The sequence below is a fragment of the Acidiphilium multivorum AIU301 genome, assembly GCF_000202835.1.
In the GTDB taxonomy this organism is placed as follows: domain Bacteria; phylum Pseudomonadota; class Alphaproteobacteria; order Acetobacterales; family Acetobacteraceae; genus Acidiphilium; species Acidiphilium multivorum.
In genome coordinates this window covers 3,452,986-3,477,244 of the sequence record NC_015186.1, presented here as the reverse complement: position 1 = coordinate 3,477,244, position 24,259 = coordinate 3,452,986, and the positions used below count along the sequence as shown (strand labels likewise).

28 protein-coding genes are annotated in these 24,259 nt (G+C 66.8%); 13 read left to right on the top strand and 15 right to left on the bottom strand.

The window, feature by feature from the left end:
* Window positions 1–67 precede the first annotated feature (67 nt).
* Window positions 68–1,798: a chloride channel protein gene (locus ACMV_RS15890; protein WP_231295299.1), complete on the top strand. Its 1,731-nt coding sequence runs from the start codon at window positions 68–70 to the stop codon at window positions 1,796–1,798.
* 35 nt (window positions 1,799–1,833) lie between these two features.
* On the opposite strand, the gene ACMV_RS20060 is transcribed toward ACMV_RS15890, so the two are convergent.
* From ACMV_RS20060 to ACMV_RS15860, 8 genes are read right to left on the bottom strand one after another with little or no spacing between them, the layout of a single operon-like run.
* Window positions 1,834–2,010, bottom strand: coding sequence for a DUF1674 domain-containing protein (locus ACMV_RS20060; RefSeq protein ID WP_081479263.1), 177 nt, complete (start codon window positions 2,008–2,010; stop codon window positions 1,834–1,836).
* Entirely contained in the window at window positions 2,007–2,768 is a 762-nt protein-coding gene (gene ccmI, locus ACMV_RS15885; protein ID WP_231844439.1) for a c-type cytochrome biogenesis protein CcmI, read from the bottom strand. Before ccmI ends, ACMV_RS20060 begins: the two co-directional genes overlap by 4 nt.
* Before the next feature lie 11 nt (window positions 2,769–2,779).
* Window positions 2,780–3,271, bottom strand: coding sequence for a cytochrome c-type biogenesis protein (locus ACMV_RS15880; protein ID WP_007422088.1), 492 nt, complete (start codon window positions 3,269–3,271; stop codon window positions 2,780–2,782).
* On the bottom strand, window positions 3,268–3,822 hold the full coding sequence (locus ACMV_RS15875) for a DsbE family thiol:disulfide interchange protein (RefSeq protein ID WP_007422087.1): 555 nt from the start codon (window positions 3,820–3,822) through the stop codon (window positions 3,268–3,270). Before ACMV_RS15875 ends, ACMV_RS15880 begins: the two co-directional genes overlap by 4 nt.
* A 9-nt stretch (window positions 3,823–3,831) precedes the next feature.
* A complete protein-coding gene (locus tag ACMV_RS15870) occupies window positions 3,832–5,805 on the bottom strand; it encodes a heme lyase CcmF/NrfE family subunit (protein ID WP_007422086.1) in 1,974 nt (657 codons plus the stop codon).
* 21 nt (window positions 5,806–5,826) lie between these two features.
* Complete coding sequence (ccmE, locus tag ACMV_RS15865) at window positions 5,827–6,348, bottom strand: cytochrome c maturation protein CcmE (protein ID WP_007422085.1); 522 nt, start codon at window positions 6,346–6,348, stop codon at window positions 5,827–5,829.
* Entirely contained in the window at window positions 6,348–6,509 is a 162-nt protein-coding gene (gene ccmD, locus ACMV_RS20055; RefSeq protein ID WP_013641075.1) for a heme exporter protein CcmD, read from the bottom strand. Before ccmD ends, ccmE begins: the two co-directional genes overlap by 1 nt.
* 4 nt (window positions 6,510–6,513) lie before the next feature.
* Window positions 6,514–7,326, bottom strand: a complete 813-nt coding sequence (locus tag ACMV_RS15860; protein WP_007422084.1) for a heme ABC transporter permease — start codon at window positions 7,324–7,326, stop codon at window positions 6,514–6,516.
* A 139-nt stretch (window positions 7,327–7,465) separates the two neighbouring features.
* Here ACMV_RS15860 and ACMV_RS15855 point away from each other — a divergent pair, with 139 nt between their 5' ends.
* Window positions 7,466–7,759, top strand: coding sequence for a YciI family protein (locus ACMV_RS15855; protein ID WP_012040364.1), 294 nt, complete (start codon window positions 7,466–7,468; stop codon window positions 7,757–7,759).
* Window positions 7,756–8,169, top strand: coding sequence for an EVE domain-containing protein (locus ACMV_RS15850; protein WP_013641074.1), 414 nt, complete (start codon window positions 7,756–7,758; stop codon window positions 8,167–8,169). Before ACMV_RS15855 ends, ACMV_RS15850 begins: the two co-directional genes overlap by 4 nt.
* A gap of 12 nt (window positions 8,170–8,181) precedes the next feature.
* Here ACMV_RS15850 and ACMV_RS15845 read toward each other — a convergent pair whose 3' ends face one another.
* Complete coding sequence (locus tag ACMV_RS15845) at window positions 8,182–8,946, bottom strand: alpha/beta fold hydrolase (RefSeq protein ID WP_013641073.1); 765 nt, start codon at window positions 8,944–8,946, stop codon at window positions 8,182–8,184.
* A 40-nt stretch (window positions 8,947–8,986) separates the two neighbouring features.
* Between ACMV_RS15845 and ACMV_RS15840 the strand changes: the two genes are divergently transcribed.
* From ACMV_RS15840 to ACMV_RS15815, 6 genes are all read left to right on the top strand, one after another.
* A complete protein-coding gene (locus tag ACMV_RS15840) occupies window positions 8,987–9,562 on the top strand; it encodes a class I SAM-dependent methyltransferase (protein WP_013641072.1) in 576 nt (191 codons plus the stop codon).
* Window positions 9,559–10,884, top strand: coding sequence for an O-antigen ligase family protein (locus tag ACMV_RS15835; protein ID WP_013641071.1), 1,326 nt, complete (start codon window positions 9,559–9,561; stop codon window positions 10,882–10,884). Before ACMV_RS15840 ends, ACMV_RS15835 begins: the two co-directional genes overlap by 4 nt.
* The gene (locus ACMV_RS15830; protein WP_013641070.1) at window positions 10,881–11,882 is read left to right on the top strand and encodes a YVTN family beta-propeller repeat protein; all 1,002 of its coding nucleotides are present in this window, start codon (window positions 10,881–10,883) and stop codon (window positions 11,880–11,882) included. The genes ACMV_RS15835 and ACMV_RS15830 overlap by 4 nt, the downstream gene beginning before the upstream one ends.
* Before the next feature lie 2 nt (window positions 11,883–11,884).
* Complete coding sequence (locus ACMV_RS15825) at window positions 11,885–12,811, top strand: sterol desaturase family protein (RefSeq protein WP_007422077.1); 927 nt, start codon at window positions 11,885–11,887, stop codon at window positions 12,809–12,811.
* 51 nt (window positions 12,812–12,862) lie between these two features.
* Window positions 12,863–14,098, top strand: a complete 1,236-nt coding sequence (locus tag ACMV_RS15820; protein ID WP_013641069.1) for a DNA polymerase IV — start codon at window positions 12,863–12,865, stop codon at window positions 14,096–14,098.
* A gap of 73 nt (window positions 14,099–14,171) precedes the next feature.
* Complete coding sequence (locus ACMV_RS15815; RefSeq protein ID WP_013641068.1) at window positions 14,172–14,816, top strand: head GIN domain-containing protein; 645 nt, start codon at window positions 14,172–14,174, stop codon at window positions 14,814–14,816.
* 58 nt (window positions 14,817–14,874) lie between these two features.
* Here ACMV_RS15815 and ACMV_RS15810 read toward each other — a convergent pair whose 3' ends face one another.
* The 4 genes from ACMV_RS15810 to ACMV_RS15795 all read right to left on the bottom strand — a co-directional run bounded on the left by ACMV_RS15810 (window position 14,875) and on the right by ACMV_RS15795 (window position 16,803).
* Complete coding sequence (locus ACMV_RS15810) at window positions 14,875–15,081, bottom strand: cold-shock protein (RefSeq protein WP_007422074.1); 207 nt, start codon at window positions 15,079–15,081, stop codon at window positions 14,875–14,877.
* Between the two features lie 163 nt (window positions 15,082–15,244).
* The gene (locus ACMV_RS15805) at window positions 15,245–15,712 is read right to left on the bottom strand and encodes a GNAT family N-acetyltransferase (RefSeq protein WP_013641067.1); all 468 of its coding nucleotides are present in this window, start codon (window positions 15,710–15,712) and stop codon (window positions 15,245–15,247) included.
* Between the two features lie 29 nt (window positions 15,713–15,741).
* A complete protein-coding gene (gene clpS / locus ACMV_RS15800; protein WP_373856285.1) occupies window positions 15,742–16,185 on the bottom strand; it encodes an ATP-dependent Clp protease adapter ClpS in 444 nt (147 codons plus the stop codon).
* Window positions 16,186–16,218: 33 nt separating this feature from the next.
* On the bottom strand, window positions 16,219–16,803 hold the full coding sequence (locus tag ACMV_RS15795) for a phasin family protein (protein ID WP_231844438.1): 585 nt from the start codon (window positions 16,801–16,803) through the stop codon (window positions 16,219–16,221).
* Window positions 16,804–17,113: 310 nt separating this feature from the next.
* On the opposite strand from ACMV_RS15795, the gene ACMV_RS15790 reads away from it, so the two are divergent.
* Window positions 17,114–18,475: a D-alanyl-D-alanine carboxypeptidase family protein gene (locus tag ACMV_RS15790; RefSeq protein ID WP_013641065.1), complete on the top strand. Its 1,362-nt coding sequence runs from the start codon at window positions 17,114–17,116 to the stop codon at window positions 18,473–18,475.
* 14 nt (window positions 18,476–18,489) lie between these two features.
* On the opposite strand, the gene ACMV_RS15785 is transcribed toward ACMV_RS15790, so the two are convergent.
* Window positions 18,490–20,079 carry a glycoside hydrolase family 17 protein gene (locus ACMV_RS15785; RefSeq protein ID WP_013641064.1) on the bottom strand — a complete coding sequence of 530 codons (1,590 nt, stop codon included), beginning with the start codon at window positions 20,077–20,079 and terminating at the stop codon, window positions 18,490–18,492.
* Between the two features lie 47 nt (window positions 20,080–20,126).
* Here ACMV_RS15785 and ACMV_RS15780 point away from each other — a divergent pair, with 47 nt between their 5' ends.
* Window positions 20,127–20,552, top strand: coding sequence for a CoA-binding protein (locus tag ACMV_RS15780; protein ID WP_013641063.1), 426 nt, complete (start codon window positions 20,127–20,129; stop codon window positions 20,550–20,552).
* On the opposite strand, the gene serB is transcribed toward ACMV_RS15780, so the two are convergent.
* On the bottom strand, window positions 20,542–21,414 hold the full coding sequence (gene serB / locus ACMV_RS15775) for a phosphoserine phosphatase SerB (protein ID WP_007422067.1): 873 nt from the start codon (window positions 21,412–21,414) through the stop codon (window positions 20,542–20,544). The two genes, ACMV_RS15780 and serB, sit on opposite strands and share 11 nt — an antisense overlap.
* Here serB and miaA point away from each other — a divergent pair.
* Together miaA and ACMV_RS15765 are read left to right on the top strand one after the other, a co-directional pair.
* Window positions 21,413–22,390, top strand: coding sequence for a tRNA (adenosine(37)-N6)-dimethylallyltransferase MiaA (miaA, locus tag ACMV_RS15770; RefSeq protein ID WP_013641062.1), 978 nt, complete (start codon window positions 21,413–21,415; stop codon window positions 22,388–22,390). The two genes, serB and miaA, sit on opposite strands and share 2 nt — an antisense overlap.
* Window positions 22,391–22,443: 53 nt before the next feature.
* Window positions 22,444–24,225, top strand: coding sequence for an acetolactate synthase 3 large subunit (locus tag ACMV_RS15765; protein ID WP_013641061.1), 1,782 nt, complete (start codon window positions 22,444–22,446; stop codon window positions 24,223–24,225).
* The last annotated feature ends 34 nt before the right edge of the window (window positions 24,226–24,259 follow it).

The following is a 24,259-nucleotide window of genomic DNA, read 5'->3' as shown; positions in this document are numbered from 1 at the left end:
TCGGTCCAATTCCCGCTGGTGGTCGGCGCTGCGACGACGGATCGCGGCAATCACGGTGGATGCGCCGATGCATGTGCGCGCTCTGGTGCGCACCGACGAGATCTGGCTCGCGATGCTCGCGGCCGTGGTCGGCGTGCTGTCGGGGTTTTGCGTCTATCTGATGGATTTTCTCAGCCATCATTTTCATTTCTGGTTCTTCGCGCTGCCGAATCTCGACGAGGGACTGTCTCAGCAGACACATATCGACCCGCTGCGCGCCATCTTCGTGCCGATCCTCGGCGGCGCCGTGCTTGGGTCGGTCGCGTGGCTTCTCGGCAGGTACCGGATGACCAATTTCGTCGACCCGGTCGAGGCCAACGCGCTCTATGGCGGCAAGATGTCGCTCAGGGACTCGATCATCGTGGCGATGCAGACCTCGTTTTCCAACGGCGTCGGCGGCTCGGTGGGGCAGGAGGCCGGTTACGCGCAGTTCGGTGGCGGCCTGGCTTCCTGGGTAGGCCAGCATCTTCGGCTAAGGCGGAACGACCTGCGGGTGCTGGTCGGTTGCGGGGCGGGGGCTGCAATCGGCGGCGCGTTCAACGCTCCTCTCTGCGGTGCCTTCTATGGCATCGAGCTCGTCATCGGCACCTATTCGCTGCCAACGCTGACGATGGTGGTGATCTCCTCGCTGAGCGGCACGCTCGCAGTCGAACTGCTGATGAATGGCGGCGTACGGCCGCTGAACGTCGTATTGCCCACCCATACGCCGGGCTACGCCTATCCGCTGGCGGTGTTGCTCGGCATCATCGCCGGCTTTGTCGGTATCGCAATCATGCGGGCGGTCACCTCGCTGGAGGCGGTGTTCCGGCGCACCGGCGTTCCGATCTGGCTGCGACCGATCATTGGCGGTGTCGTGGTCGGACTGCTCGGCAGCATCACGCCGAAGGTGATGGCCTCGGGCAATTCCTCCCTGCATACCCAACTCGCCGTGGTCTACCCGTTCATGCTGGCGGTGGCCCTGCTCGTGATGAAATCGACGGCCTCGGCCTTCTCCATTGCCACCGGCTTTCGCGGCGGCCTGTTCTTCGCCGCGCTGTTCATGGGGTCGCTGCTCGGCCGCGCCTATGGCGACGTCGCGGTCATGCTCCCCTTCGCGCATGGCGTGCCGATCGGCTTCTATGCCGTTGTCGGCATGGCTGCGCTCGCCACATCGATCGTCAGCGGCACGATGACCATGACCTTCCTGACGCTCGAGAGTACGAACAATTTCAGCATCACCATTGCGGTGCTGATGGCGGCAATCGCCGCATCCCTTACCGTTCGCCGGTTCTTCGGCTACTCGTTCACCACATGGCGCTTCCATTTGCGCGGCGAGACAATCCGCAGCGCGGTCGACATCGGCTGGATCCATAATCTCACCGTCGGGCGGATGATGCGCCGCAACCAGTACATCACCCAGGAGACAACCGCGATCGCGGATTTCAAGACCGAATTCCCCCTCGGTCGAACCCAGTACGTGGTCGTGCTCGACGAAAACCAGCATTATGCCGGCCTCGCCTACCCGTCCGAAGTTCATGCGCCGGACGCAGCAGCCGAGGACTCGATCCAGCATCTGGTGCGCCATCGCGACGATTTCCTGGTGCCGCAGGCAACGGTGAAGGAGGCGATCCGGGCGTTCGAGAAGGCGGAATGCGATGTCCTGGCCGTCATCGACGGCGAGGAAACACGCCAGGTTCTGGGTGTTCTCACCGAGCAATACGCCCTGCGGCGCTACAGTGAAGAACTGGACCAGCGGCGGCGGGAACTGTCCGGCGAATAAACCCGGGACTCAGGAACCGAGCATCCGCAAGACCATCAGAAGTCGGTGCAACGACCGTTGCGTTCCCAGTCGCCGTAGCGCGTGGGTTCAGGGCCTTTGGGGCCGCCGATCTCCTTGGGCCAGGGCTTTGACGCCCCAGCATCCGTGGTGACGGACGACTTCCCGTCACCGCCCTCCTTGGGGAGACTGCCTGGTTCGACCGACTTGCTCATGGCGTGGACGTGGCCCCGGTCGCCTTGCCCGACAAGGGGGGGCTGCCATTGCTGGACTGCAGCACCGCAGCTTCGCGCAACCTTTGCTCGGCCAGGGAACGCCAGGGCGCTTGCGCCGGCGCCTCGGCTAGCGCCTTCCGGAACAGCGCGGCCGCATCCGGTGTCACATGGCCGGCGGCTTCGCTTTCGGCCTCTGCCGTTTCAGCGGCAAGTGTCGGATCGAATTTGATTGTCAATGCCACGTGCCAGGCACGCGCGGCCTGGTGGAGCTTGTTCTGGCTGACCAGCGCCTGACCGAGCAGCAGATAGCCCTGCCGAGCGTCCGGGCTACCCGGCGGCAGTTCCGCCAGCTTCTGCTTAAGCCTGTCGATCAGCGCGTTGTCCTGCCGCTCTGCCGCCGCGCGCTGGCGCATCACGCTTGCATGCGGCTCGGATGGCACCAGCGGCAGGCCGGATGGAACGAACACGACCACGGCGGCCACAGGAATGGCGGCAAGAGTGGCAATCATCAGACCGCGCGCGGCGCGGTTTGCCTCCGGTTCGGGGATCTGGTCGGCGGCGAGCAGCCGCCGCTGCACCTCCAGCCTTGCGGCCTGGTATTCCTCTTCTGGCAGCCGGCCTTCCTCGCGGTCCCGTTCGATTTCCTCAAGCTGCGCACGGTGCAGCGCCATGGCGGTCTCCCGCCGGTAGCGGATTGTGCCGCGGCGCAACCAGACCAGCACGACAGGCGCGAGCGCAACGGCGGCCAGCACCGCCATCCAGAGCCAGATCAAGACAGGAGTTCCTTCAGCCGGTCGGTCTCTTCCGGCGACAATGGGGGGGGAGCTGCCCGCCGGCGGCGGCGCGCGAAGAGCAGAACGGCCAGCCCGATCAGGGCGGCCAGAGCCGGCGAGAGCCAGAGCAGCCAGGTCTCCGGCCGGAAGGGCGGCTTGAGCAGAACGTAGATTCCATAGCGCTTGACCATGAAATCGATGATCTGGCGGTTGCTGTCTCCGGCGACGACGCGGCGGCGGATAATGGTGCGGAACTGTTTGGCCAGCCCGGCCTGCGAATTCTCGACCGTCTCGTTCTGGCAAACCAGGCAGCGCAGCTTGTTGCCGATTGCCTCCGCGCGGGCTTCCTGGGCGAAGGTGAGCTTCACGCCATCGCGCGTGATGCTGGTCGGATGGGCGCTCGCCGACGAGGACGAAGCCGGCGCAGCCAGCGCCGTGCCACAGGCGAGCACGAGTCCCGCGAACAGCAGAACGAGCCAACGCCTCATGTGAGCCTCTGCATGGCGGGCCGGAGCTGGTCATCGATGATCTCAGGCACCAGAGGCGCCGCGATATGCCACACCACCTTGCCGCCCGGCGCGATCAGGAAACTCTCCGGCACACCGTAGACGCCCCAGTTGATGGCAGTCCGCCCCGAGGGATCGGTGGCGAGACGCGCATAGGGATTGCCGTATTTTGCGAGGTAGAGGGCGATCGCCTCCGGCTTGTCCTGATAGGCGATCCCCCAGATATCGACGCCGGCCTTCGCCAGCCGGTCGAGATAGGGCGCCTCACCCGCGCAGGGCACGCACCAGGAAGCGAAGAAATTCACCAGAACCGGCCGCTTCTGGGCGGCAAGCACCGGCTTGTCGAAGCCCTTCCGGCCGTTCACGCCCGGCAGGGTGAAATCCGGCACATCATGGCCAACCAGAGGATTGTCGAAGGCTTGCGGATTATAACTGCCGGTCCTCATCCGGCGGAGCAGTTCATAGAAGCCGACGCCGCCTGCACCCACGACGAGCAGCGGCAGACCGAACAGCATGCGGCGCGAGACGCTCATCGGACAGGATCACACCGTGGCCGAGCCGGACGGCCGGCGCAGCCTGTTGCGCACCGGGGCGCCGACGCGGAAACGACGGTCGGTCAGGGAGATCGCGCCGCCAAGCGCCATGATGAGGCCTCCGAGCCAGATCTCCGGCGCCAGCGGATGGATGTTGAACCGGAACTCGCCACCACCGCTGTCGTTGTCACCGGCGAAGGTGGCAAAGAGGTTGCGCACACCGTTGGTGCTGATCGCTGCGGCCACCGTTTTCACCTTCTGGTTCGTGAAAAAGCGGGTTTCGGGATGCATCATCTCGACGAAATGGCCGTTCCGCGTCACCTCGATGGTGGCTTCCCGCGCCGCGTAGTTCGCCCCCTTGGCCGGCGCGATCGAAATCAGCTTCCAGTTGTAGCCGCCGAGATCGATCGACTGGCCGGGGTTGAGTACCCGGATCGTATGCACCTGCAGCGACATGCCAGCGATGCCGAGCACCGCGATGCCGAAGCCTAGATGCCCGAGCGAGGCGCCGATCGCGGCACGGGGAATGGTGAACAGCCGCGCGAAGGACTGGCGGAGCGGCACGCGGAACAGCCTGACCCGCTCGGCGAGATCGATCAGCGCGCCGATCATCACCCAGACCGCGCCGGCAAGGCCGAGAGCCGCCACGAAATGGCCTCGAAGGATGAACGCGCCGAAAACGATCAGCGCGACCACAGCGCCGAACCACAGCTTGGTCAGAGCCGGCAGAAGGACTGCGCGCTTCCAGGACATCATCGGCCCTACCGCCATCGCGAGGATCAGCGGTGCGGTGAGCGGCAGAACCGTCTGATCATAGAACGGCGCGCCGACCGAGATCTGCCGGTTGAAGAGCAGGTCGAGGAACGGAGGATACATCGTTCCGGTGAACACCACCGCGGCGATGATGCAGAGGAAGATGTTGTTGAGGATCAGCGCGCCCTCACGCGAGACCGGCGCAAAAACCCCGCTCGCCGCAAGCGCAGGAGCGCGGAAGGCGAAGAGCAGCAGCGAGCCACCGATAGTCAGTGCCAGCAGTACGAGGATGAACAGGCCCTGAGCCGGCGAGGCCGAGAAGGCATGCACCGAGTTCAGCAGGCCGGAGCGGACGAGGAAGGTGCCGCAGAGGCTGAGCGAGAAGGTCGCGATCGCAAGCAGGACCGACCATGTCTTCAGCGCTTCGCGCTTCTCGACCACGATGGCCGAGTGGATCAGCGCCGTGCCGGTAAGCCAGGGCAGCAGCGCGACGTTCTCAACCGGGTCCCAGAACCAGTACCCGCCCCAGCCCAGCGTGTAATAGGACCACAGCGACCCGAAACAGATGCCGCAGGTGAGGAACAGCCAGGAAACCAGCGCCCAGGGCCGCACCCAGCGCCCCCAGGCGGCGTCCACCCGCCCCTCGATGAGGGCGGCGACGGCGAAGGCGAAGGCGATCGAGAAGCCGACATAGCCGGTGTAGAGAATCGGCGGATGAACGGCGAGGCCAGGATCCTGCAGGATCGGGTTGACGCCCGCGCCATGCAGCGGCGGCGGCCAGATCCGCGCGAACGGGTTGGAGACGGCGATGACGAACGCCATGAAGCCTGCCGAGATCAGGCCGAGCACGCCGAGCACGCGCGAGCGCAGGCTGGTCGGGATGCTGTTGCCGAACGCGCCGACGGTCGCGCCGCAGAGCGACAGGATCAGGCACCAGAGCAGAATCGACCCGTCATGGTTCCCCCAGGTGCCGGTGATCCGGTAAAGGAGCGGCGTTGTCGACGACGAGTATTCGGCAACGTTGCGAACCGTGAAATCCGACACGACCCCGGCCCATACCAGGGCGAGGAAGGAGAGGCCGAGCATCACGAACTGGCTGATCGCCAGTGCGGGCGCGGTGCGGAGGATCAATCGGTCGCGCAGCATTGGACCGGCGATACCGATGACCGATTGTGCGACGGCAATAGCCAGTGCCAGCGCGAGCGCGAAATTGCCCAGGGTGGGAATCATTCTCCGGTCTCTCCCGTCCGCTCAGCCATTGTTGGATGCCTCGATCTGCGCCGGCGACTTGTCATCCCAGGCGCCGGCATTGGGCGGCGGCCCGAATTTCGGATTCCACTTGCCGGCCTTGCGCAGCGCCATCTCGACATCGCGCGGCATGTAATCGGCGCCATGTTTGGCCAGCACGGTAGAGGCCATGAACTCGCTGTCACCCTTGGCCATCGCGCCAATCGTGACCACGCCCTGCCCCTGACGGAACAGGCCCGGCAATACGCCGGTATAGACCACAGGGATCGAAGCGCGGCCATCGGTGATGCGGAATGTGGTGTAGGGCGCGCCGTTGCGCGTGCCCATCACCACGGTATTCGCCTGCACGATGCCGCCAAGGCGGAAGACACGGCCCGGAGGCGGATGGCGGGCGGCGACCTGCTCGGGCGACATGAAGAAGGACAGGCTGGAGCGGAAAGCGAACAGCATCAGCGCCACCGCGGTGGACAGGCCGATGCCGCAGGCGATCACGATCCAGAGGCGGCGCTTCTTGCGGCTCATCATCACACGGCACTCCCGGATTTCTCGTGCCGACGCGGCTCGACCGCGGCGAGCCTGCGCCGCGCCGAGCGATAGCGGAAGAACGAGGAGATCGAGAGAAACCCGATGATGAGGAGGGCGACGCCGTAGCTGCCGACCACGTAGGGCATCGTATGCTTGACCATGTCTTCAGTTCCCGGAGCGCTCCGCGCGTGCGAGCAGCAGGGCCCGCGTGCGGTTCTCCATGATTCCGCTCGAAATCCGCGCGAGCGACATCGCGATGAAGGCCAGATAGAAGCCGACCGTGCAGATCAGCAGCGGATAGAGCATGGTGATGTAGATCTTGGAGGGGCCGGTCAGAGTGATCGAGTTGCCCTGGTGGAGCGAATTCCACCAATAGACGCTGAACACGATGATCGGCAGGTTGATCGCGCCGACCAGGCCGAGGATCGCGGCCGCACGATAGCCGTGCTGCGGGTTGTCGAAGGCGCGGATCAGCGCCATGTGGCCGAGATAGAGGAAAAACAGGATCAGCACCGAGGTCAGACGTGCATCCCACACCCAGTAGGTGCCCCATTCAGGCTCGCCCCAGAGCGACCCGCTGATCAGGCAGAGCGCGGTGAAGCCGGCGCCGACCGGGCCCATCTCCTTCGCCGCGATATCGGCGAGCGGGTGCCGCCACACAATCGAGAGCAGTGAGCAGATCGCCAGCGCGGCGTAGCCGTTCATCGCCACCCAAGCCGCCGGCACATGCACATACATGATGCGCGAGGCAATACCCTGCTGCCAGTCGGCCGGGGCGAAGAAGAAGCCCCAGACGAGTCCGACCGTGCAGGTCAGCAGCGCCGTCCAGCCGATCCAGGGGATGATGGGCTGCACCAAGCGCTGGAAGCGGCCGGGATTGGCGAAACGATGCAGCCAGGCCCCGGTTTTCGACGTCGGAACGGCGATCGCGCCGCCTGGCACGTCTCCCGCGTATTCCGTAATTGCTGAACGGTCCATTGATAGATTGTCTAATACGAATTTGAATTTTTGACACCCCCCGCCCTCGCACGCACCCGGTTCCCGCGATCACATCTTGGCGCAGAGCGATCCGCCGCTATGCTGGGAGGCAGAGAAAACGCCAGAATGGAGCCATCCCATGCAGTTCCTCCTGATCGCCCATGACCGGGAAGACGGTCTTGCCCTGCGCAAGCAGGTGCGCCCGGAGCATCTTGCCTACCTCGAAAGCATAAAGTCGAGCATTGTCTTCGGCGGCCCGATGCTGGGGGCGGACGGCAATCCTTGCGGCTCGATGATCGTCTACGAGGCGGCGGACCGCGCGGCGGCCGAGGCGCTGGTCGCGAACGACCCCTATAGCAAGGCCGGGCTGTTCGGCGCGGTCGAGATCCAGGGCTTCCGCACGGTGGTGCGCGACGGCACGCTGACGCCGTGAACTACTGGCTGGTCAAGTCCGAGCCGGACGCGTTCTCCTGGGACCAGCAGGTGGCCAACGGCGTCGAACCCTGGACCGGCGTGCGCAACCACGCCGCCAGGAACAACCTGAAGGCGATGCGCGTGGGCGACCGCGCCTTCTTCTACCACTCCAATATCGGTCGCGAGATCGTCGGCGTGGTCGAGGTGGTGCGGGAGGCCTATCCGGACCCGACCGCCGAGTCGGGCGACTGGGTGGCCGTGGATATGAAGGCCATCGCGCCGATGCCGCATCCGGTCGGCCTTGCCGCGATCAAGGCCGATCCGGCGCTGGCGGACCTCGCACTGGTGCGCCTGTCGCGCCTGTCGGTCGGCCCGGTCAGCCCGGAGCACTGGGCGCATCTCTGCGCCATGGGCGGGTTGCGGCTCTAGCGCAGCGCCCCCCTAGCCGCGCAGGAAGGGCTCGATCGCCGCAAGCACCTCGCGCGGCTTCTCGGCGTGGAGCCAGTGGCCGGCATCGGCGATCGTCTCGATGCGGGCCTGCGGGAAGCGGGCGCGGATCGCCCCATGCGCTTCCAGCGGCACGTAGGACGATGTCGCCCCCGCGACGAACAGCGCCGGGCCATCGTAGCGCGCACCGGGCGCCGGATCCGCCCAGCCGACCAGATCGGTCATCGCGCCGGCGATTTCCTCAAGGCCGAGGCGCCAGCGCGGCGCCGCGCCGAGCACGAGATTGTGCAGCAGGAATCCGCGCAAGGCCGGCTCCGGCACGCTGGCGGCGAGGGCAGCGTCCGCCTCCTGCCGCGTCAGCCCCGGATGCAGCGCGAGGCCGCGCATCGCCCGGACATAGCCCAGATGCTCGTGACCATAGGCGATCGGCGCGATATCGAGCACGGCGAGGCGGGTGACGCGGCCGGGATGGGTGAGCGCCAGCGTCATCGCCGTCTTGCCGCCCATCGAGTGCCCGACCACGCCGGCCGAGGCGATGCCGAGCGACTCCATCGTCTCGGCGACATCCTCCGCCATTGCCCGGTAGCGCATGTCCGCATCGTGCGGGCTGTCGCCATGGTTGCGGGCATCGAGCGTGGTGACGCGGAACTGCGCCGCGAGCCCACGAGCGATGACGCCGAGATTGCGCCCGGCGCCGAACAGCCCGTGCAGCAGAATGACATCCGGGCCTGTGCCGGTCGTTGAGGCGTGGAGAATCATTTCGGTTTGTCGATCCCTTGGCTTGGGCTAGGGTTGGCCGATGCAGGCGGAAAATCAACCCGGGGCGGATGCGGCACGGCTCGAACGGCTCGTCGCGCGGCAGGCGGAGAAGCGGCATCTCGCCGCAATCTGGGCGGCGCGGGTTGGCCTTGCCGCCGGCATGACCGTGCTCGATATCGGCGCGGGCACCGGTGCGCTCGCCCTCGAATACGCGGCTCTCGGCGCGCGCGTGCTGGCGATGGACCCGGATTCCGCATCCCTTGCCTATGCCGCCGCCGAGGCGGCGCGGCGCGGCCTTGCCCTGGAGACGATCGTGGGGCGGGCCGAGGCGCTGGCAGCGCTGCCCGCGGCGCCGGACCGGGTGATGCTGACCGATGCGCTGCATCATATGCAGGAGAAGGATGCGGCGTTGCGCGCGATCCGCACCGCGATGAAGCCCGGCGGCGCGCTGTTCATCGCCGAATACGACCCGGCGGGGCCCGGGGCGGTCGGCGCGCCGATGGCGCGGCGGATGGACCCTGCGGAGGCGCTGACACTCCTCGCCGCCGCCGGGTTTGCCGCCTCTGCCGCCGAGGCCGGGCCGGACGAGCACTACACGATCATCGCCGTGCCGTGACCGGCGGCATCGCGCGCGGAGGGGCGATGCTCGCCGTGGCCGCCGCCCTTGTGGCGGGATCGGCGCTTTTGCTCCTCGTGCCGCAGGCAATCGGCCCCTTGCAGGGCCTTCTGGCGCTCGGCCTGGCCGGGGCCGCGGCGCTCGCCTGGCCGGAAGGGGCGATGGCCGCCTGGCTGATCCTGGTCGCGACCACGCCCGAGATGTGGCTATCGGACATGATCGGCCATCACGAGACGATCATCGCCCTGCTCAAGGTTACGGGGCTGGCGATCATCGGGCTGGCCGCGCTGCGCCGCGGGAGCCGGTTCGACCGCTACAATCCCGGCTTCGCCTTCCTCGTCATGTTTGTCGGCGGCTTCGTGCACGGCCTTTGGCCGGGGCTGACGCCGCTCGCCTCGCTGCGCTCGCTGGTCGGCTCTGCGGCGCCGTTCGCCGCCGGCTTCATGCGGGCGGAGGCGCGGATGCGCGCGGCGATCATCCGCTGCACCATCATCGGCCCGGCGGTGACCGTGGCCTTCGGCCTGCTGCTGCACGCGGCCGGCCTGCGGGCGCTCTATGGCGTTCAGCTCGGCGCGATCCGACTGCAGGCCTCGAGCTCGCCCGCCTTTCTCGGCGGGTTCGCGATGATCGCCATCTATGCCGGGCTGGTTGCCTTCGCCGGCAGCGGCCGACGGCGGGAATGGGCGTGGATTGGCGCGAATTTCCTGATCCTGCTGGCCAGCGGCGCGCGCGCGCCGCTGGCGCTCGCCACCTTCGCCACGCTCGCCACCCTGCTTTCGGTCGAGGCGCCGGATTTCGGCATGCGAGCGCGGCTGGGCCTGCTGACGACGGGCGGCGCGGCGTTCGGCGCCGTGCTTCTCGCCGGGCCGGCGCTGCATTTCGTCCGCGTGATCGACCTCATCCATCTGGGCGATGCCGCCAGCCTGTCCAACCGCAACCTGATCTGGCCCTATTTCGAGGCGGCGCTGGCGCGCTCGCCCTGGCTCGGCTGGGGGGTGGGCGCGGGCAAGGTGATCGTGCCGTTGCATTCGCCGATCGGCCGCTTCCTCGGCACCAACGCGGCGCATGACGAATATCTGCGCATCGCCTGCGAGGGCGGCGTGCCCGGTGCGCTGCTACTGTTCGGCCTGCTCGGCCTGTGGCTGTTTCGGGGCAGCGCTGCGCTGCCGGTGGGGCAGCGACGGCTGATCCGCCTTGTGTTTCTCGCCTTCGCAGTGCAATCTCTGACAGATAATACTTTGATCGCAACGACCAGCCTGACGTTCTTCACATGGGCGCGGGCGGTGTTCATCAATCCCGACGAAGGATCGGCCCCGGCATGACCATGCTTCCGCTTTCCCGCCGCGCGCTGCTGGCCGCGCCGGCGTTTCTCGGCCTGGCGCCTTCCCTCGCCCGCGCCGCCGGCCCGACGCCGCCGATCTGCATCGTGCTCGATTCGGGCGGCTCGCGCGTCTCGGTCATCGACATGACGACGCGCAAGGTGATCCACACCGAGCCGACGCTGCGCGAACCCGGCCACTGGGCGCTGACGCCGGACCGCAAGACGCTGCTGATCGCCGATGCTTCGGGCAATGCGCTGTTCTTCTTCGACCCCGTAACCGGGCGCGAACGCGGCCACAAGCTGATCCCCGATCCCTACCAGCTCTGGTTCAGCCCGGACGGCAAATTCCTCACCGTGAACTGCCTGCGGCTCAACCATGTCGACATCTACCATGCCGACACGCTGACCCTCGCCCACCGCTTCCGCGCCGGATCGATGCCGAGCCATCTGAGCTACACGCCGGATTCGCGCACCGTCTTCGTCTCGATGCAGGATTCCGGCACGCTGGTCGCGATCGATCTCGCCACCATGCGCGTCCGCTGGACGGCGCCGGTCGGCAAGACGCCGGCCGGGGTGATGTGGCATGACGGCATCGTGCTGGTCGCGATCATGGGGAGCGATCATCTCGCCGTGGTCGATCCGGCGAACGGCAAGCTGCTGCGCACCGTGCTGACCGACAAGGGCGCGCACAACATCTTCCTCACGCCGGACCGCAGCGAACTCTACGTCACCAACCGCGTCGCCGGCTCGCTCACCGTGCTGGACGCGAAGAGCCTCGGCTTCAAGCGGCGGATTCCGATGCCGGGCGGGCCGGACGATCTATGCTTCGCACCGGACGGACGGCTGTGGATCGCGCTGCGCTTCGCCTCCCGCGTCGCCGTGCTCGACCCGGCGAGCGGTGCTGTGGACCACATCACGGTCGGCCGCTCGCCGCACGGGATCTATCTCTCGACCCTGCTGACCGACACCGCCGCCCGCACGGCGATGCGCCTGGCCTGAGCATGCTGCCGGCCCATCCGTTCAACGATCTGGCCGGCTGGGTGGAGCAGGTGGCGGTGCTGCCGCTGCTCTACCGGTTCGGGCTGATGCAGTGGAGCGAACTCTCCTTCGGCTGGACGCTGGTCGCGATCTATGGCGTGACGCAGATGCTGCTGGCCTATGCGGTCTGCGTGCCGCTGGAGCGGGCAATGCCGATCGAGCGGTGGGACAGCCGGCGGGTGGTGCTGGTCGATGTGTTCTACACCTTTCTCGCCCGCGTCGGCGTGCTGCCGGTGATGACCTTCGTGCTGTTCTACGCGGCACAGGTGCGGCTCGACGGGTTTCTCGCCGATCATGGCTATGTGCCGCCGATGCTGGAGACGATCTTCCCGCCGCTGTTCGGCCATCCGGTGATCACCTTCGCGCTCTACGCGCTGATCCTCGACTTCGCCGATTACTGGCGGCACCGGCTCTCGCACCGTTTCCGTGTCTGGTATGCGCTGCATGCGGTGCATCACGCACAGCGGCAGATGACCTTCTGGTCCGACGACCGCAACCATGTGCTCGACGAGATGATCGGCTTTCTCTGGTTCATGGCGGTCGGGCTGCTGATCGGGATTCCGCCGCTGCAATTCCCGCTGCTGGTGCTGATCCTGCGCTTTGTCGAGAGCTTCAGCCACGCCAATATCCGCCTCTCCTTCGGCCGGATCGGCGAGCGGCTGCTGGTCTCGCCGCGGTTTCACCGCGCGCATCACGGCATTCTCGCCGCCGGCGAACGCTCGATCAATTACGGGGCGGTGTTTCCGTTCTGGGACATGCTGTTCGGCACCGCCGATTTCTCGAAGGATTTCGCACCGACCGGCGACCCCGAAGCACCCGAGGCGATGGCGAGCGGCGGATGGGTTGCCCAGCAATGGTCGGGGCTGGTGCATCTGGTCCGCTCGATCTGACGCGATTTTTCGCTTCCGCCCGGCGCCGATAAGGCGTTTCCTGCGCTCGCCATGCCGACCCTGTGCCGCGACTGCGATACCATCTTCGAGGCCGCCGGCGCCTGCCCGCAATGCGAGGGGCGGCGCCTCGTCGCGCATGACGAGATCGCGACCCTCGCCATCGCCCATGTCGACTGCGACGCCTTCTATGCGAGCGTGGAGAAGCGTGACCGGCCGGAGTTGACCGACAAGCCGGTCATCGTCGGCGGCGGGACGCGCGGCGTGGTGGCGGCCTGCTGCTACATCGCCCGCCTCTCGGGCGTGCGCTCGGCGATGCCGATGTTCAAGGCCAGAAAACTCTGCCCGGACGCGGTGGTGATCGCTCCGGAGATGCGGAAATACGCGGCGGCGGCGGCCGAGATCCGCGCCCTGATGGCGACGCTGACGCCGCTGGTGCAGCCGCTCTCGATCGACGAGGCGGCGCTCGACCTCTCCGGCACCGCGGCGCTGCACAGGGCGCCGCCCGCGGTCGTGCTGAGCCGCTTCGCCCGGCAGGTCGAGGCGGAGGTGGGGGTGACGGTGTCGATCGGCCTTGCCGCCAACCGGCTGCTGGGGAAACTCGCCGCCGAGCGGGACAAGCCGCGCGGCTTCGCCGTGCTGGGAGCGGAGGCAGCGGCGGTGCTGGCGCCGGAGCCGGTCGGCATTCTCCCCGGCGTCGGCCCGGCACTGGCGCGCAAACTCGCCGGCATGGGGATCACGCGGGTCGGCCAGCTCGCCGCCCTCAACGATCGCGCCGCCCGCGCCCGGCTCGGGGAGGACGGGCCGATGCTGGCCGCGCGCGCCCGCGGCATCGATCCCCGCCCGATCGACCCCGCGCGGGCGACGAAGTCGATCAGTGCGGAGACGACCTTCGCCGAGGATATCGACGATGCGGCATCCCTCGCCCGCGCCCTGTTTCCGCTCTGCGAGAAACTCGCCCGGCGGCTGCGCGCCGAGGGCTTCGCCGCCGCCGGGCTCGTGCTCAAGCTCAAGACCGCCCGTTTCGAGACGCATACCCATGCGGTGCGGCTGACCGCTCCCACACAGCTGGCCGAAACGATCTTCGAGGCGGCGAAACCGGTCCTGATGCGCGCCGCCGGCCCGCGCTACCGGCTGATCGGGATCGGCGCCGCGCGGCTCACCGATGCCGCCGAGGCCGACCGCGGAGATCTGGTCGATCAGGAAACGCCGCGCCGCGCCGCCCGCGAGGATGCCGTCGAGCGGTTGCGCGCGAAATTCGGCACCGGGATCATCCGCCGGGGCGGATGATCCGCCGGGCGCCCACGCCATGCTTGCCCGACGGCGCGAAAAGCCGATAGGCTTGCTCTGGGAGGATCGGCGGATGAAGCTGCGCGGATTCCTGGCTGGCGTTTTCGTGGCAGCGCCGCTGATTGCGGCGAGCGGGAACGCTGCGATGCCGACGCGGACGGTGAGCGAGCATGTCGGCCGGTTCGATGCGATCGTCCTGCACGGCCGTTTTCGTCTCAACTTCACCCGAGGGGAAACACGCTCGGTGAAGCTCACCGGCGATCCCTATCTCGTGGAAAATCTGAGCGTGTCTGTGAAACGGGGCGTGCTGGACATCGATCGCCCCAGCGCGCTCGACTTGCCGCAGAACGAGACCGTGGATGTCATCATCACCGCCCCCTCGCTCGCCGCGCTTACGACGAAAGGACTCGTGCGGGCGGACGTGCGGAACCTGTCCGGCCAAACGTTCGACTTCATCAATGACGGCGCCACTGCGGCCACCCTCTCGGGCGAAGTGGGCAAATTCCGGATGATTTCACGCGGAGTCGCGTCGATCGATGCCAGCCGGCTGCGGGCGGCCAACGTGACGGTCTTGGTGCGGGGGCAGGGCAACATGAGGGTGTTCGCGCGCGAAAGCGCCAACATCACGCTGTACGGCGAGGGGAAGATCGAGGTTCTCGGTCACCCGAAAGACCATACGTTCAAGACGCTGGCTTACGGAACCGTGACGCTGCGCTGAGCAGCAGACATGAAAAAAGGCGCCGCTTTCACGGCGCCTTTTCCGAGACAGGCTGGGTTCAAGCCGCCTTCAGGTTCTCGGCGGACATCTTGCCCTCGCGGCCCTTGCGGACCTCGAATTCAAGGCGCTGGCCCTCATCGATGCGGCCCAGGCCGGCACGCTCGACGGCAGAAATATGCACGAACACGTCCTTCGACCCGTCATCCGGCTGGATGAAGCCATAGCCCTTGGTTGCGTTGAACCACTTAACAGTACCTGTCGACATCGCGACTCTCCAAACAAACGGCAGCCCACGAAATGAGGGCCAGCAAACTCTTCAACTTGGGGAGGTGTCGAAGGCGGTAACGCCGTAACGCACGCAGCAACCAGAACCGAAAAGCGCCGTGATTGTCTTATACCGGCTTTTGCGGCCGAGGGCCAGCATGTATTCATGCCGGCGGCACGTAGGAGAGTCTCTCCCTGCCCTCGCGCTTTCCGGCGCGGCCGGTGGGCTCGAAGCCCACTGCACGCAACAACGACCAGGACGGGATGTTGGCCGGATGGCATTCGGCGAAGACGATCTCTCCGTGCAATGCCCGCAGCATCGCCGTCAAAGCCTCGCGCGCATAGCCACAGCGCTGGAACGCAGGACCAATCCAGTAGCCGATCTCGATCGCGGAACCGCCGCCATCCGTCGGCCCGCGGTGCGCGCCGAGCAGGCCGATCAGCTGCCCGTCGGCGGCAAGGCGGATGCCATGAAATCCCGGGTCGGATTCGATCAACGCCCGCGCTTGCGCGGGGCCGAAGGGCGAGGAGAGAAAATCGATGCGTCCGGTAATGATCGGATGGTCGGTAACGGCCGCGAGTTCCGCAGCATCGGCGATGGCGAGCGGCGCGAGACGAAGCCGCGCGGTCACCAATCGTACAGCGACAGGCGGCGTCCCTGTCAGGCCGGCTCGATCATGCATTGCAGCGGGTGTTGGTTCTCGCGGGCGAGTTCCAGAACCTGGATCATCTTGGTTTCCGCGATCTCGTAGGTGAAAATGCCGCAAACGCCGACACCGCGGCGATGGATCCGCAACGCTATCCGTCCCGCCTCATCGGTCGTCTTGCCAAACAGCCCGACCAGCGTTGCGACCACGAATTCCATCGGCGTGTAGTCATCGTTGAACATCATCACGCGGTAAAGCGGTGGTCTCTTCGCACGAGCGCGCGCCTGCGTGGCGAAAACCGGATCCATGCCGTCCTGGTCGTCAAAATCGTCCATGCCGATGGCCCCATAAATGCGATTGCGGTCGCTGTCATGCAGAACCGTCGACTTGCACCCGACCCGCGTGCAAATCTGCAAATGGCGACGGACGGACCGGAATCCGGCCCGTCCGCTTATCATTCATCCGTCAGGCGGTGAAACCGCCCTTCCGCTTCAGAGCGCCGCGCCGAACTTCTCGACGGCGAGAGTGACACGCGCAGTGAGCGGCGCGATGGTCTGCTCGGTGAGCTTGAGCGACGCATCGGTGATCCGGCCGGTCTCGGCGACCGCCTTTTCCATCATCGCACGGGCATAACCGGTCTGGAGATCGACGGCTTCCTTCACCGACTTCACGCCGCCGAGCGCCTTCGTCATTGCCACGGTCTCCTCGACAGAGGCCTGGGTGGTGCTGGCAATCTGCTTTGAAATGCCCTGCAGACCCGCAGTGAAGATCTGGCCGGCCTTTACCATCGCCTCGAAATTGCCCTGGCTGAACGCCATCATCTCTTCTGTCGTCTTCATCGCCTTCGCCATCTGCTCCTTGACCTTCGCCTGCTGGGCCTCGAAACCCTTCGCGGCGTTTTCCATGCCTTCCTTCATCGACGTCAGGGTCTTTTCGAACCCGGCGGCAACCTGGGCCTTGGTGGCCTCAACAGTGGCTTCGGCCGCCTGCTGCACCGTCTCGGTCGCTTTGATCTTTGTGCTCATCCTAGTTACTCCTCGTGTGTCCGTTGCAACGATGCCGATGCGCCCGCGCACCAGTCTTGGCCGTCGTTGCTTTCGTCGCAAGGGAGAAAAACGACCGCCAAATTCCTTGCACCCACGTTTTATAGTGCAGTGCAACATGGCCGATTTAAGCCTGCCGCGAGGGTAAGTCAATGCTTTTTGTGCAACGCACAATGACACTGCGGTTAAGCCTCACGGCGCCGACCGCTCCCACAAACACGGAGCGCAGGAGGATATCCTATTAACCCTTTGGCTTTTTTGTTAATTTCTATTTTTGAACTGGACAGCGCCGACATTTCATCCTATCCGTCTTATGAGGCTTCGTTCATGTTTGGGGGACCGTATGCGTTTGGCCGAATTGCAAGGCTGGATTGTGAACATCCTGCGGCGCGGCTCGGTACTCGCGGCAGGCGGCTTGATGGGCGCGGCGCTGGCCGCACCTCAGGCTGCGCAGGCTAATCTGCATCAACGGTATCGACATGTCGTGCGCATACATGAACGCCTTGGGGGCATTGCCTCTCCGGCCGCCTCGGGGCCGCTTGCGCCCGGGATTGACTGGATCGTGATGGACGCGGCAACCGGCCGCATCCTCTCCGAGCACAACGCGTATAACGAGCGCTTCCCGGCCAGCCTGACCAAGTTGATGACGCTGGATCTCGCTTTCCACGCACTCAGCCACGGCCGCCTGAACGCCAATACCCCGCTCCCGGTGAGTCCAGCGGCGGCGTCAGTGCAGCCTGTGAAGCTGAATCTTGTGGCGGGGCAGACCGTAACGGTCATGCAGGCAATGCTGGGCATGACGACCCTCTCCGCCAATGACGCGGCAACGGCGCTCGGACAGTACCTCGGCGGCGGCAGCATCCGGCGCGTTGCCGCCGAGATGACAGCGCGCGCCCACGCTCTCGGCATGGAGCGGAGCGAGTTCCGCAACCCATCCGGCCTACCCAATCCGAACCAGGTGACAGACGCCTACGACATGGCGATTCTCGCCCGTCACCTGCTGCTGGACTATCCGCAATATCGCTATCTTTTCTCCGTGCCGAGCTTCCGCTTCGAAGGCCGCACGATCCCCAATATCGATGGCATGCTCAAGCGCTACAACGGCGCCATCGGCATGAAGACGGGCTATACGGACCTCGCGCGGTTCAACCTCGTCACCGCCGCGGTGCGCAACGGTCACATGCTGATCGGCGTGGAGATGCACGCCCCGTCCTGGATCGTTGCTTACAATCGCATGACCCAGTTGCTTGATGCCGGCTTCGCAGCCGAAAGCGGTGCGCCGACGACCGTCATCGCAACTGCCACGTCACCACAGCCTCGCGCCGCAATGCCTCCGCCCCCGGTGCGCCAGCCGGCCGCGGCGCCCGTGCTCGTGGCGAGCCGAAGCAGAACCGCTCCTGTTCACATGATCGTTGCGCGTTCGGTCGGCCATGTCACGCGCGACATGATCCCGGGATGGACCGCCCAGGTTGGCGCCTATGACAGCTACATCCTCGCCAAGAGGCAGGCCCTGACCATACGCGGCGAGCGCAAGGTCGGCATCGCCAGGGTTGGCAGCGCCGTGGTGCACCGGCACCGGATCTGGCGCGCTCAGATTGCCGGCCTCGACCATAACGATGCGAATCTGGTCTGCAGCGCGATGAGACGCGCTCATCAGTCCTGCTTCATCATTCCACCGAGCAACGAAAGCCTGGCGATGCGCTGACGGAACGGGCCTGATCAGCCGGCCCGTTGCCTTTTGACAAGCGCCAGAACGGCAGGCGCCGCCAGCACCAGCACCAGCGCATTCCACAGCATGAATTCGAGGTTGAGCGGGCCGGAAATCACGGCGCTTGCCACGGCGCCGGCGACCAGCAGGACGCTGGGCAGCCAGTCGCGCCAACTGCGCATGGCCGGCCGGTCGGCCACCGCCAGTCGCCAGACGGCGATTGCGATCGGCACGGCAAAGACAGGGAACGGCGCGTCACGATAACGCGGATCGAACACGAGCCCCGCCTGGACGATGACCGCGGTCACCACGAACAGGAACCAGAGATGGTCGAAGAGGCCTTTGCCCCAGTCGCGGGGGCTAGCCTTGCCGAACAGGCTCGCGCGCAGGAGCAACACCGTTGCTGCTCCATCCAGCGGCCGCCGCCCCTTGCCGCGTGAGGCAACGCGCAGAGCGGCAAGGGCGAGCAGACCCTGTGCCGGCAGATTGATCGCGGCGCAGATCATCAGGGACTCGTCGTACAGCACGTGATGGGTGATCGCCCAGGCGTAGACGAGCGCATTGCCAAGGCCGAAAGCGAGCGCCAAGCCGGAGACACCCGCCATCCCGCCGATAAGCGCGAGGATCACCGACAGCGCGATCGCGGCACCGGCATAAAGCGGCCAATGCGGCATCTCCACCACCGGACCTTCAAGGGGGAATTTCGGCCGGCGTCCTGCGGACCAGATGCCCCAGTTGGCGCCGGCGATCCCCTCGTCGTGGTATTTCCAGTGCTGGTCGAACGCCTCGATCAGGTTGTAGTCGACATGCTCGCGATCGGCGAGGCTGACGAAGCGGCGCAGAAAGATCGCCTCGTTGACCCGCGAGGGCGCGGCATCCGCCCGCCAGCGCCCCCGGCTCGGCCAGCCGGTCTCCCCCACCGAGATCGTCTTGCCCGGAAAGACGCGCTCGGCCTTGCGGATGGTCCGGCCGATCCGCGCGATCGCGGCGTTCACCCCCACCGGGTGGTTCTGCCAGTAGGGCAGCAGATGGATCATCACGACGTCGACATGCTTCGCCACCTGCGGGAATTCGAACCAGAAGCTCGCGACATCGGCATAGGCGACCGGCTGCTTCACCCGGGCGCGCACATGGTCGATATCGCGGATCAGTTCGCCCACCGAGAGGTCGCGCCTGAGCAGCACCTCGTTGCCGACGACGACGCGGGTGATCGTGTGCGGATGCGCGTTCGCCGCGGCGATCCCGGCCGCCATCTCCCGCGCATTGTCCTTCGGGTTCGGCCCGAGCCAGATCCCGGCCCAGACCTTCAGCCCCGCCCGCTTCGCCAGCGCGCCGATGTCGAAATCGCCCTCGATCGAGGAATAGGTGCGGATGCCGCGCGCGTGCCGCGCGATCAGGCGCAGGTCCTGCTCCACCTCGGCGGCCGAGGAGAAGGTTTTCGTCAGCGGCGACTGGCCGTTGCGGAACGGCGCGTAGGACACCGAGTTGAACCGCGCATCCGGCATGACGACGCCGCCGGCACGCGGCCGGTTCGGCAGATACCATGCGGCAACGCTCAGCAGGCCGAGCAGAAAGATCAGATAGGGTCTTGCGGTGCGCATGGCCCATGCGCTTACAGGAGGCTCCACCGGCAGGCCAGAGGCGGCTCATGAACATCGACGGGCTCGACGACACGACGATCGCGCGCATACTGACCACCACGCGGCGGATCGCGCTGGTCGGCGCCTCGGCCAACCCGGCCCGCCCCTCGAACGAGGTGCTCGGCGCGCTGCTCCGCCTCGGCTACGACGTCACCCCGGTCAATCCCGGCCTTGCCGGCACCAGGCTGCACGGGCGGGAGGTCGCCGCCTCGCTCGACGATGCGACGCCGCTCGACATGGTCGAGCTGTTCCGCGCCTCAGAACGGGTGCTGCCGGCGGTGCGCGACGCGATCCGGCTGGGGGCGAAGACGATCTGGATGCAACTCGGCGTAGTGAACGAGGGCGCCGCCGCCCTCGCCCGCGCCGCCGGGCTCGTCGTGGTCATGAACCGCTGCCCGCTGATCGAGCGCCCGCGTCTCGGCCTCACTCCCTGAACGACGCGGCCGGATAGCCCTGGGCGAAGAGCAGCGCGCGCAGGTCGCCATGCTCGATGCGCACCGGCGCCGCCTCGGCGAGGATCGGCTTCGCGTGATACGCCACTCCCAGCCCGGCATCGGCGATCATCGCGAGATCGTTCGCCCCGTCGCCCACCGCCAGCGTCGCCGACAGCTTCACCCCGCGCGTCGCCGCCAGCTCGTGCAGCGCCGTCCGCTTGGCGTCGCGGTCCAGCACCGGCTCGGCGACGCGGCCGATCAGCCGGGTTCCGTCATCGAGCAACTCGTTGGCGCGATGCGTGTCGAACCCGACCTCCGCCGCCACCCGGCTGGTAAACCAGGTGAACCCGCCCGAGACCAGCGCCGTCACCGCGCCATGCGCGCGCATGGTGGCCACCAGCTCTCGCGCCCCCGGCATGATCGCGGTGCGCCGCCAGGTGCGCTCGAGCGCCGCGACATCGAGCCCCTCCAGCAGGGCGACGCGCTCGCGCAGCGCATCGGCGAAATCCAGCTCCCCCGCCATCGAGCGCGCGGTGATCGCGGCGACGCGCTCGCCCACCCCCGCCTCGGCGGCCAGCTCGTCGAGCGTTTCCGAGGTCACGATCGTGCTGTCCATGTCCGCGACCAGCACGGCCTTGCGCCGCCCGCGATCCCTGACGCACATCACGTCCACCGGCGCATTGTCGATCGCCGCGCGCACCAGGGCGAAGTCTGGCGGATTCATGCAGGGAATTTCGGCGGCCTCGCCTGGCGAAAGCCACACCGGCGGGCCGCCGGCGGCCAGCTCGCGCACGCGGGCCACCATCGTGTCGGTCAACGTCACCTTGTCGCGCGCCGCGACCAGCACCAGAACGAATTTCATGACCCAGTCGCCTAGAGCATGTTCCGCCCCGCCGGCAAGGCCGCTGCTGATCGTCGCAGGGCCCACCGCCTCCGGCAAGTCGGCCCTCGCCCTCGCCGCCGCGCAACGCTTCGGCGGCACGATCATCAATGCCGACGCGATGCAATGCTATGCCGACTGGCGGATCATCACCGCCCGCCCCACGCCCGCGGACGAGGCGGCGGCGCCGCACCGCCTCTACGGCGTGCGCCGGCTGGAAGAGGCGGTCGATGCCGCCTGGTGGCGCGGCCGGGCGCTGGCCGAGCTGGCAGCGGCCGAGCTGCCGATCCTGTGCGGCGGCACCGGCATGTATCTCTCGTCGCTGGTCAACGGCATCGCGCCGATCCCCGATCCGGGGCCGGACGCACGGGCGGAAGCGCGGCGGATGCTCGCGGCGGATGGACCGGCCGCGCTGCACGCCTGGCTTGCGGCGCGCGACCCGGCAACCGCAACGAAGCTGCGGCCGAGCGATCCCCAGCGCCTCGCCCGCGCCGCCGAGGTGCTGCTCGGCACTGGGCGCGGCCTCGCCGCCTGGCATGCCGCGCCGCGCGCCGGGCTCGCCGGATATCGCGTCATGCTGCTGCTGCTCGACCCGCCGCGCCCCGCGCTGCGCGAGGCGATCGCGGCGCGCTTCGAAGCGATGCTCGCCGCCGGCGCGCTGGCGGAAGTGGCCGCCGTCGCCGCCCGCGCCCCCGATCCCGCGCTGCCCGGCCTGCGCGCCCACGGTGTGCCGGAATTGCTGGCGCATCTCGCCGGCGCGATCAGCCTCGACGAGGCGGCGTCCGGCGCCATCGCCGCCACCGCAGCCTATACGAAACGCCAAGCGACCTGGTTCCGCCATCAGAAACTGGCAGATCAGCGCAACACGCATACGATCAGATCAAGATTCACTGATTCTACGCAATTTTCCGAAAGCACAGTCCGTTCGATCATTTCATTTATTAATTTATCGAGTTGACGCACCGCAGCAGACCGGGGTAGGCCTGCGTCGCGATCTGACAGGATGGGGATATGAACGCCGTGAACACCACAGTCGCTTCCGGGGCCGAAACCCTTCTCCGCGCACTGAAGGCGCAGGGGGTCGAGGTCATTTTCGGCTATCCGGGCGGCGCCGTGCTGCCGATCTATGATGCGATCTTCCAGCAGAACGCGATCCGCCACATCCTTGTCCGCCATGAACAGGCGGCGGTTCACGCAGCCGAAGGCTATGCCCGCTCGACCGGCAAGGTCGGTGTGGTGCTCGTCACCTCCGGGCCGGGGGCGACCAACGCCGTCACCGGGCTGGTGGACGCACTGATGGACAGCATTCCCGTTGTCTGCCTGACCGGCCAGGTGCCGACCCATCTGATCGGCAACGACGCGTTCCAGGAAGCCGACACGACGGGTATCACCCGGCAGGCCACCAAGCACAACTATCTCGTCAAGCGCTCGGACGATCTCGCCCGCATCGTGCATGAGGCATTCCACGTTGCGCGGACGGGGCGGCCAGGCCCCGTGCTGATCGACCTGCCGAAAGACATCCTGATCAACCCAGCGCCATATACCGAGGCGCCGGAAGGCCCGCACCGCTCCTATCGCCCGCGCACCGCCCCCGATCTCACCCGGATCGCCGAAGCGGTGAGCGCGCTCAAGGGGGCAAAGCGGCCGATCATCTATACCGGCGGCGGGCTGATCAATTCCGGTCCGGAATCGGCCGAACTGATCGTTCAACTCGCGAAGCTCACCGGCGCGCCGGTTACCTCGACGCTGATGGGGCTCGGCGCCTTCCCGGCCTCGAACCCGGCCTTTCTCGGCATGCTCGGCATGCATGGCACCTACGAGGCCAACCTCGCCATGCATGGCTGCGACGTGATGCTGAACATCGGCGCCCGGTTCGACGACCGCGTGACCGGGCGGCTCAACGCCTTCGCGCCGCACTCGAAGAAAATCCATATCGATATCGATCCGTCGAACATCAACAAGAACGTGGTCGTCGACATCGCCATCGCCGCCGACGCGACCGAGGCGCTGCGCGCCCTCATCGCCGCCTGGAAGCAGGACAATTCCCGGCAGGACACGGCAGCGCTGGCCGAATGGTGGCGCATGATCGAAACGTGGCGCGAGAAGGACTCGCTGCGCTTCACCCAGAGCTTCGAGAAAGGCGCGATCATCAAGCCGCAGCATGCCATCCGCCGGCTGTGGGAAAAGACCCAGGGCCGCGAAACCTATGTCACGACCGAGGTGGGCCAGCACCAGATGTGGGCGGCCCAGCATTTCCGCTTCGACAAGCCGAACCGCTGGATGACCTCGGGCGGCCTCGGCACGATGGGCTACGGCCTGCCGGCGGCGATGGGCGTGCAGATCGCCCATCCCGACGCGCTGGTGATCGACATCGCCGGCGAAGCCAGCATCCTGATGAACATCCAGGAGATGGGCACGCTCGCGCAATACCGCCTGCCGGTGAAGGTGTTCATCCTCAACAACGAATACATGGGCATGGTGCGCCAGTGGCAGGAGCTGCTGCATGGTGGCCGCTATTCCGAGAGTTATTCGGCGGCCCTGCCCGATTTCGTGCGCCTCGCCGAGAGCTTTCACGCCGTGGGCCTGCGCGCCGAGAGCATCGACGATCTGGACCGGGTGATCGACGAGATGCTGGCGACCGACCGGCCGGTGATCGCGGATATCCATGTCGACCGTGCGGAGAACTGCTTCCCGATGATTCCTTCGGGCGCTGCGCACAACGAGATGCTGCTCGGGCCGGAACACGAGTCCAGCGCCGCCGGCATCACCGATGAGGGGCTCGTGCTCGTCTGAGCCCCGCCATCATCGCCGAGACCCGAGATCCCGA

Bases quoted from the DNA above. Each gene is read 5' to 3' on its own strand.
- ACMV_RS15880 (WP_007422088.1), bottom strand. From the start codon at position 3,271: ATGAGGCGTTGGCTCGTTCTGCTGTTCGCGGGACTCGTGCTCGCCTGT.
- ACMV_RS15855 (WP_012040364.1), top strand. From the start codon at position 7,466: ATGCAGTTCCTCCTGATCGCCCATGACCGGGAAGACGGTCTTGCCCTG.
- miaA (WP_013641062.1), top strand. From the start codon at position 21,413: ATGACCCAGTCGCCTAGAGCATGTTCCGCCCCGCCGGCAAGGCCGCTG.
- clpS (WP_373856285.1), bottom strand. From the start codon at position 16,185: ATGATAAGCGGACGGGCCGGATTCCGGTCCGTCCGTCGCCATTTGCAG.
- ACMV_RS15875 (WP_007422087.1), bottom strand. From the start codon at position 3,822: ATGAGCGTCTCGCGCCGCATGCTGTTCGGTCTGCCGCTGCTCGTCGTG.
- ACMV_RS15870 (WP_007422086.1), bottom strand. From the start codon at position 5,805: ATGATTCCCACCCTGGGCAATTTCGCGCTCGCGCTGGCACTGGCTATT.
- ccmD (WP_013641075.1), bottom strand. From the start codon at position 6,509: ATGGTCAAGCATACGATGCCCTACGTGGTCGGCAGCTACGGCGTCGCC.
- ACMV_RS15820 (WP_013641069.1), top strand. From the start codon at position 12,863: ATGCCGACCCTGTGCCGCGACTGCGATACCATCTTCGAGGCCGCCGGC.
- ACMV_RS15765 (WP_013641061.1), top strand. From the start codon at position 22,444: ATGAACGCCGTGAACACCACAGTCGCTTCCGGGGCCGAAACCCTTCTC.
- ACMV_RS15840 (WP_013641072.1), top strand. From the start codon at position 8,987: ATGCAGGCGGAAAATCAACCCGGGGCGGATGCGGCACGGCTCGAACGG.
- ACMV_RS15790 (WP_013641065.1), top strand. From the start codon at position 17,114: ATGCGTTTGGCCGAATTGCAAGGCTGGATTGTGAACATCCTGCGGCGC.
- ccmE (WP_007422085.1), bottom strand. From the start codon at position 6,348: ATGATGAGCCGCAAGAAGCGCCGCCTCTGGATCGTGATCGCCTGCGGC.
- ACMV_RS15785 (WP_013641064.1), bottom strand. From the start codon at position 20,079: ATGCGCACCGCAAGACCCTATCTGATCTTTCTGCTCGGCCTGCTGAGC.
- serB (WP_007422067.1), bottom strand. From the start codon at position 21,414: ATGAAATTCGTTCTGGTGCTGGTCGCGGCGCGCGACAAGGTGACGTTG.
- ACMV_RS15830 (WP_013641070.1), top strand. From the start codon at position 10,881: ATGACCATGCTTCCGCTTTCCCGCCGCGCGCTGCTGGCCGCGCCGGCG.
- ACMV_RS15845 (WP_013641073.1), bottom strand. From the start codon at position 8,946: ATGATTCTCCACGCCTCAACGACCGGCACAGGCCCGGATGTCATTCTG.
- ACMV_RS15780 (WP_013641063.1), top strand. From the start codon at position 20,127: ATGAACATCGACGGGCTCGACGACACGACGATCGCGCGCATACTGACC.
- ACMV_RS20060 (WP_081479263.1), bottom strand. From the start codon at position 2,010: ATGAGCAAGTCGGTCGAACCAGGCAGTCTCCCCAAGGAGGGCGGTGAC.
- ACMV_RS15815 (WP_013641068.1), top strand. From the start codon at position 14,172: ATGAAGCTGCGCGGATTCCTGGCTGGCGTTTTCGTGGCAGCGCCGCTG.
- ACMV_RS15825 (WP_007422077.1), top strand. From the start codon at position 11,885: ATGCTGCCGGCCCATCCGTTCAACGATCTGGCCGGCTGGGTGGAGCAG.
- ccmI (WP_231844439.1), bottom strand. From the start codon at position 2,768: ATGGCGGTGCTGGCCGCCGTTGCGCTCGCGCCTGTCGTGCTGGTCTGG.
- ACMV_RS15810 (WP_007422074.1), bottom strand. From the start codon at position 15,081: ATGTCGACAGGTACTGTTAAGTGGTTCAACGCAACCAAGGGCTATGGC.
- ACMV_RS15890 (WP_231295299.1), top strand. From the start codon at position 68: ATGCATGTGCGCGCTCTGGTGCGCACCGACGAGATCTGGCTCGCGATG.
- ACMV_RS15860 (WP_007422084.1), bottom strand. From the start codon at position 7,326: ATGGACCGTTCAGCAATTACGGAATACGCGGGAGACGTGCCAGGCGGC.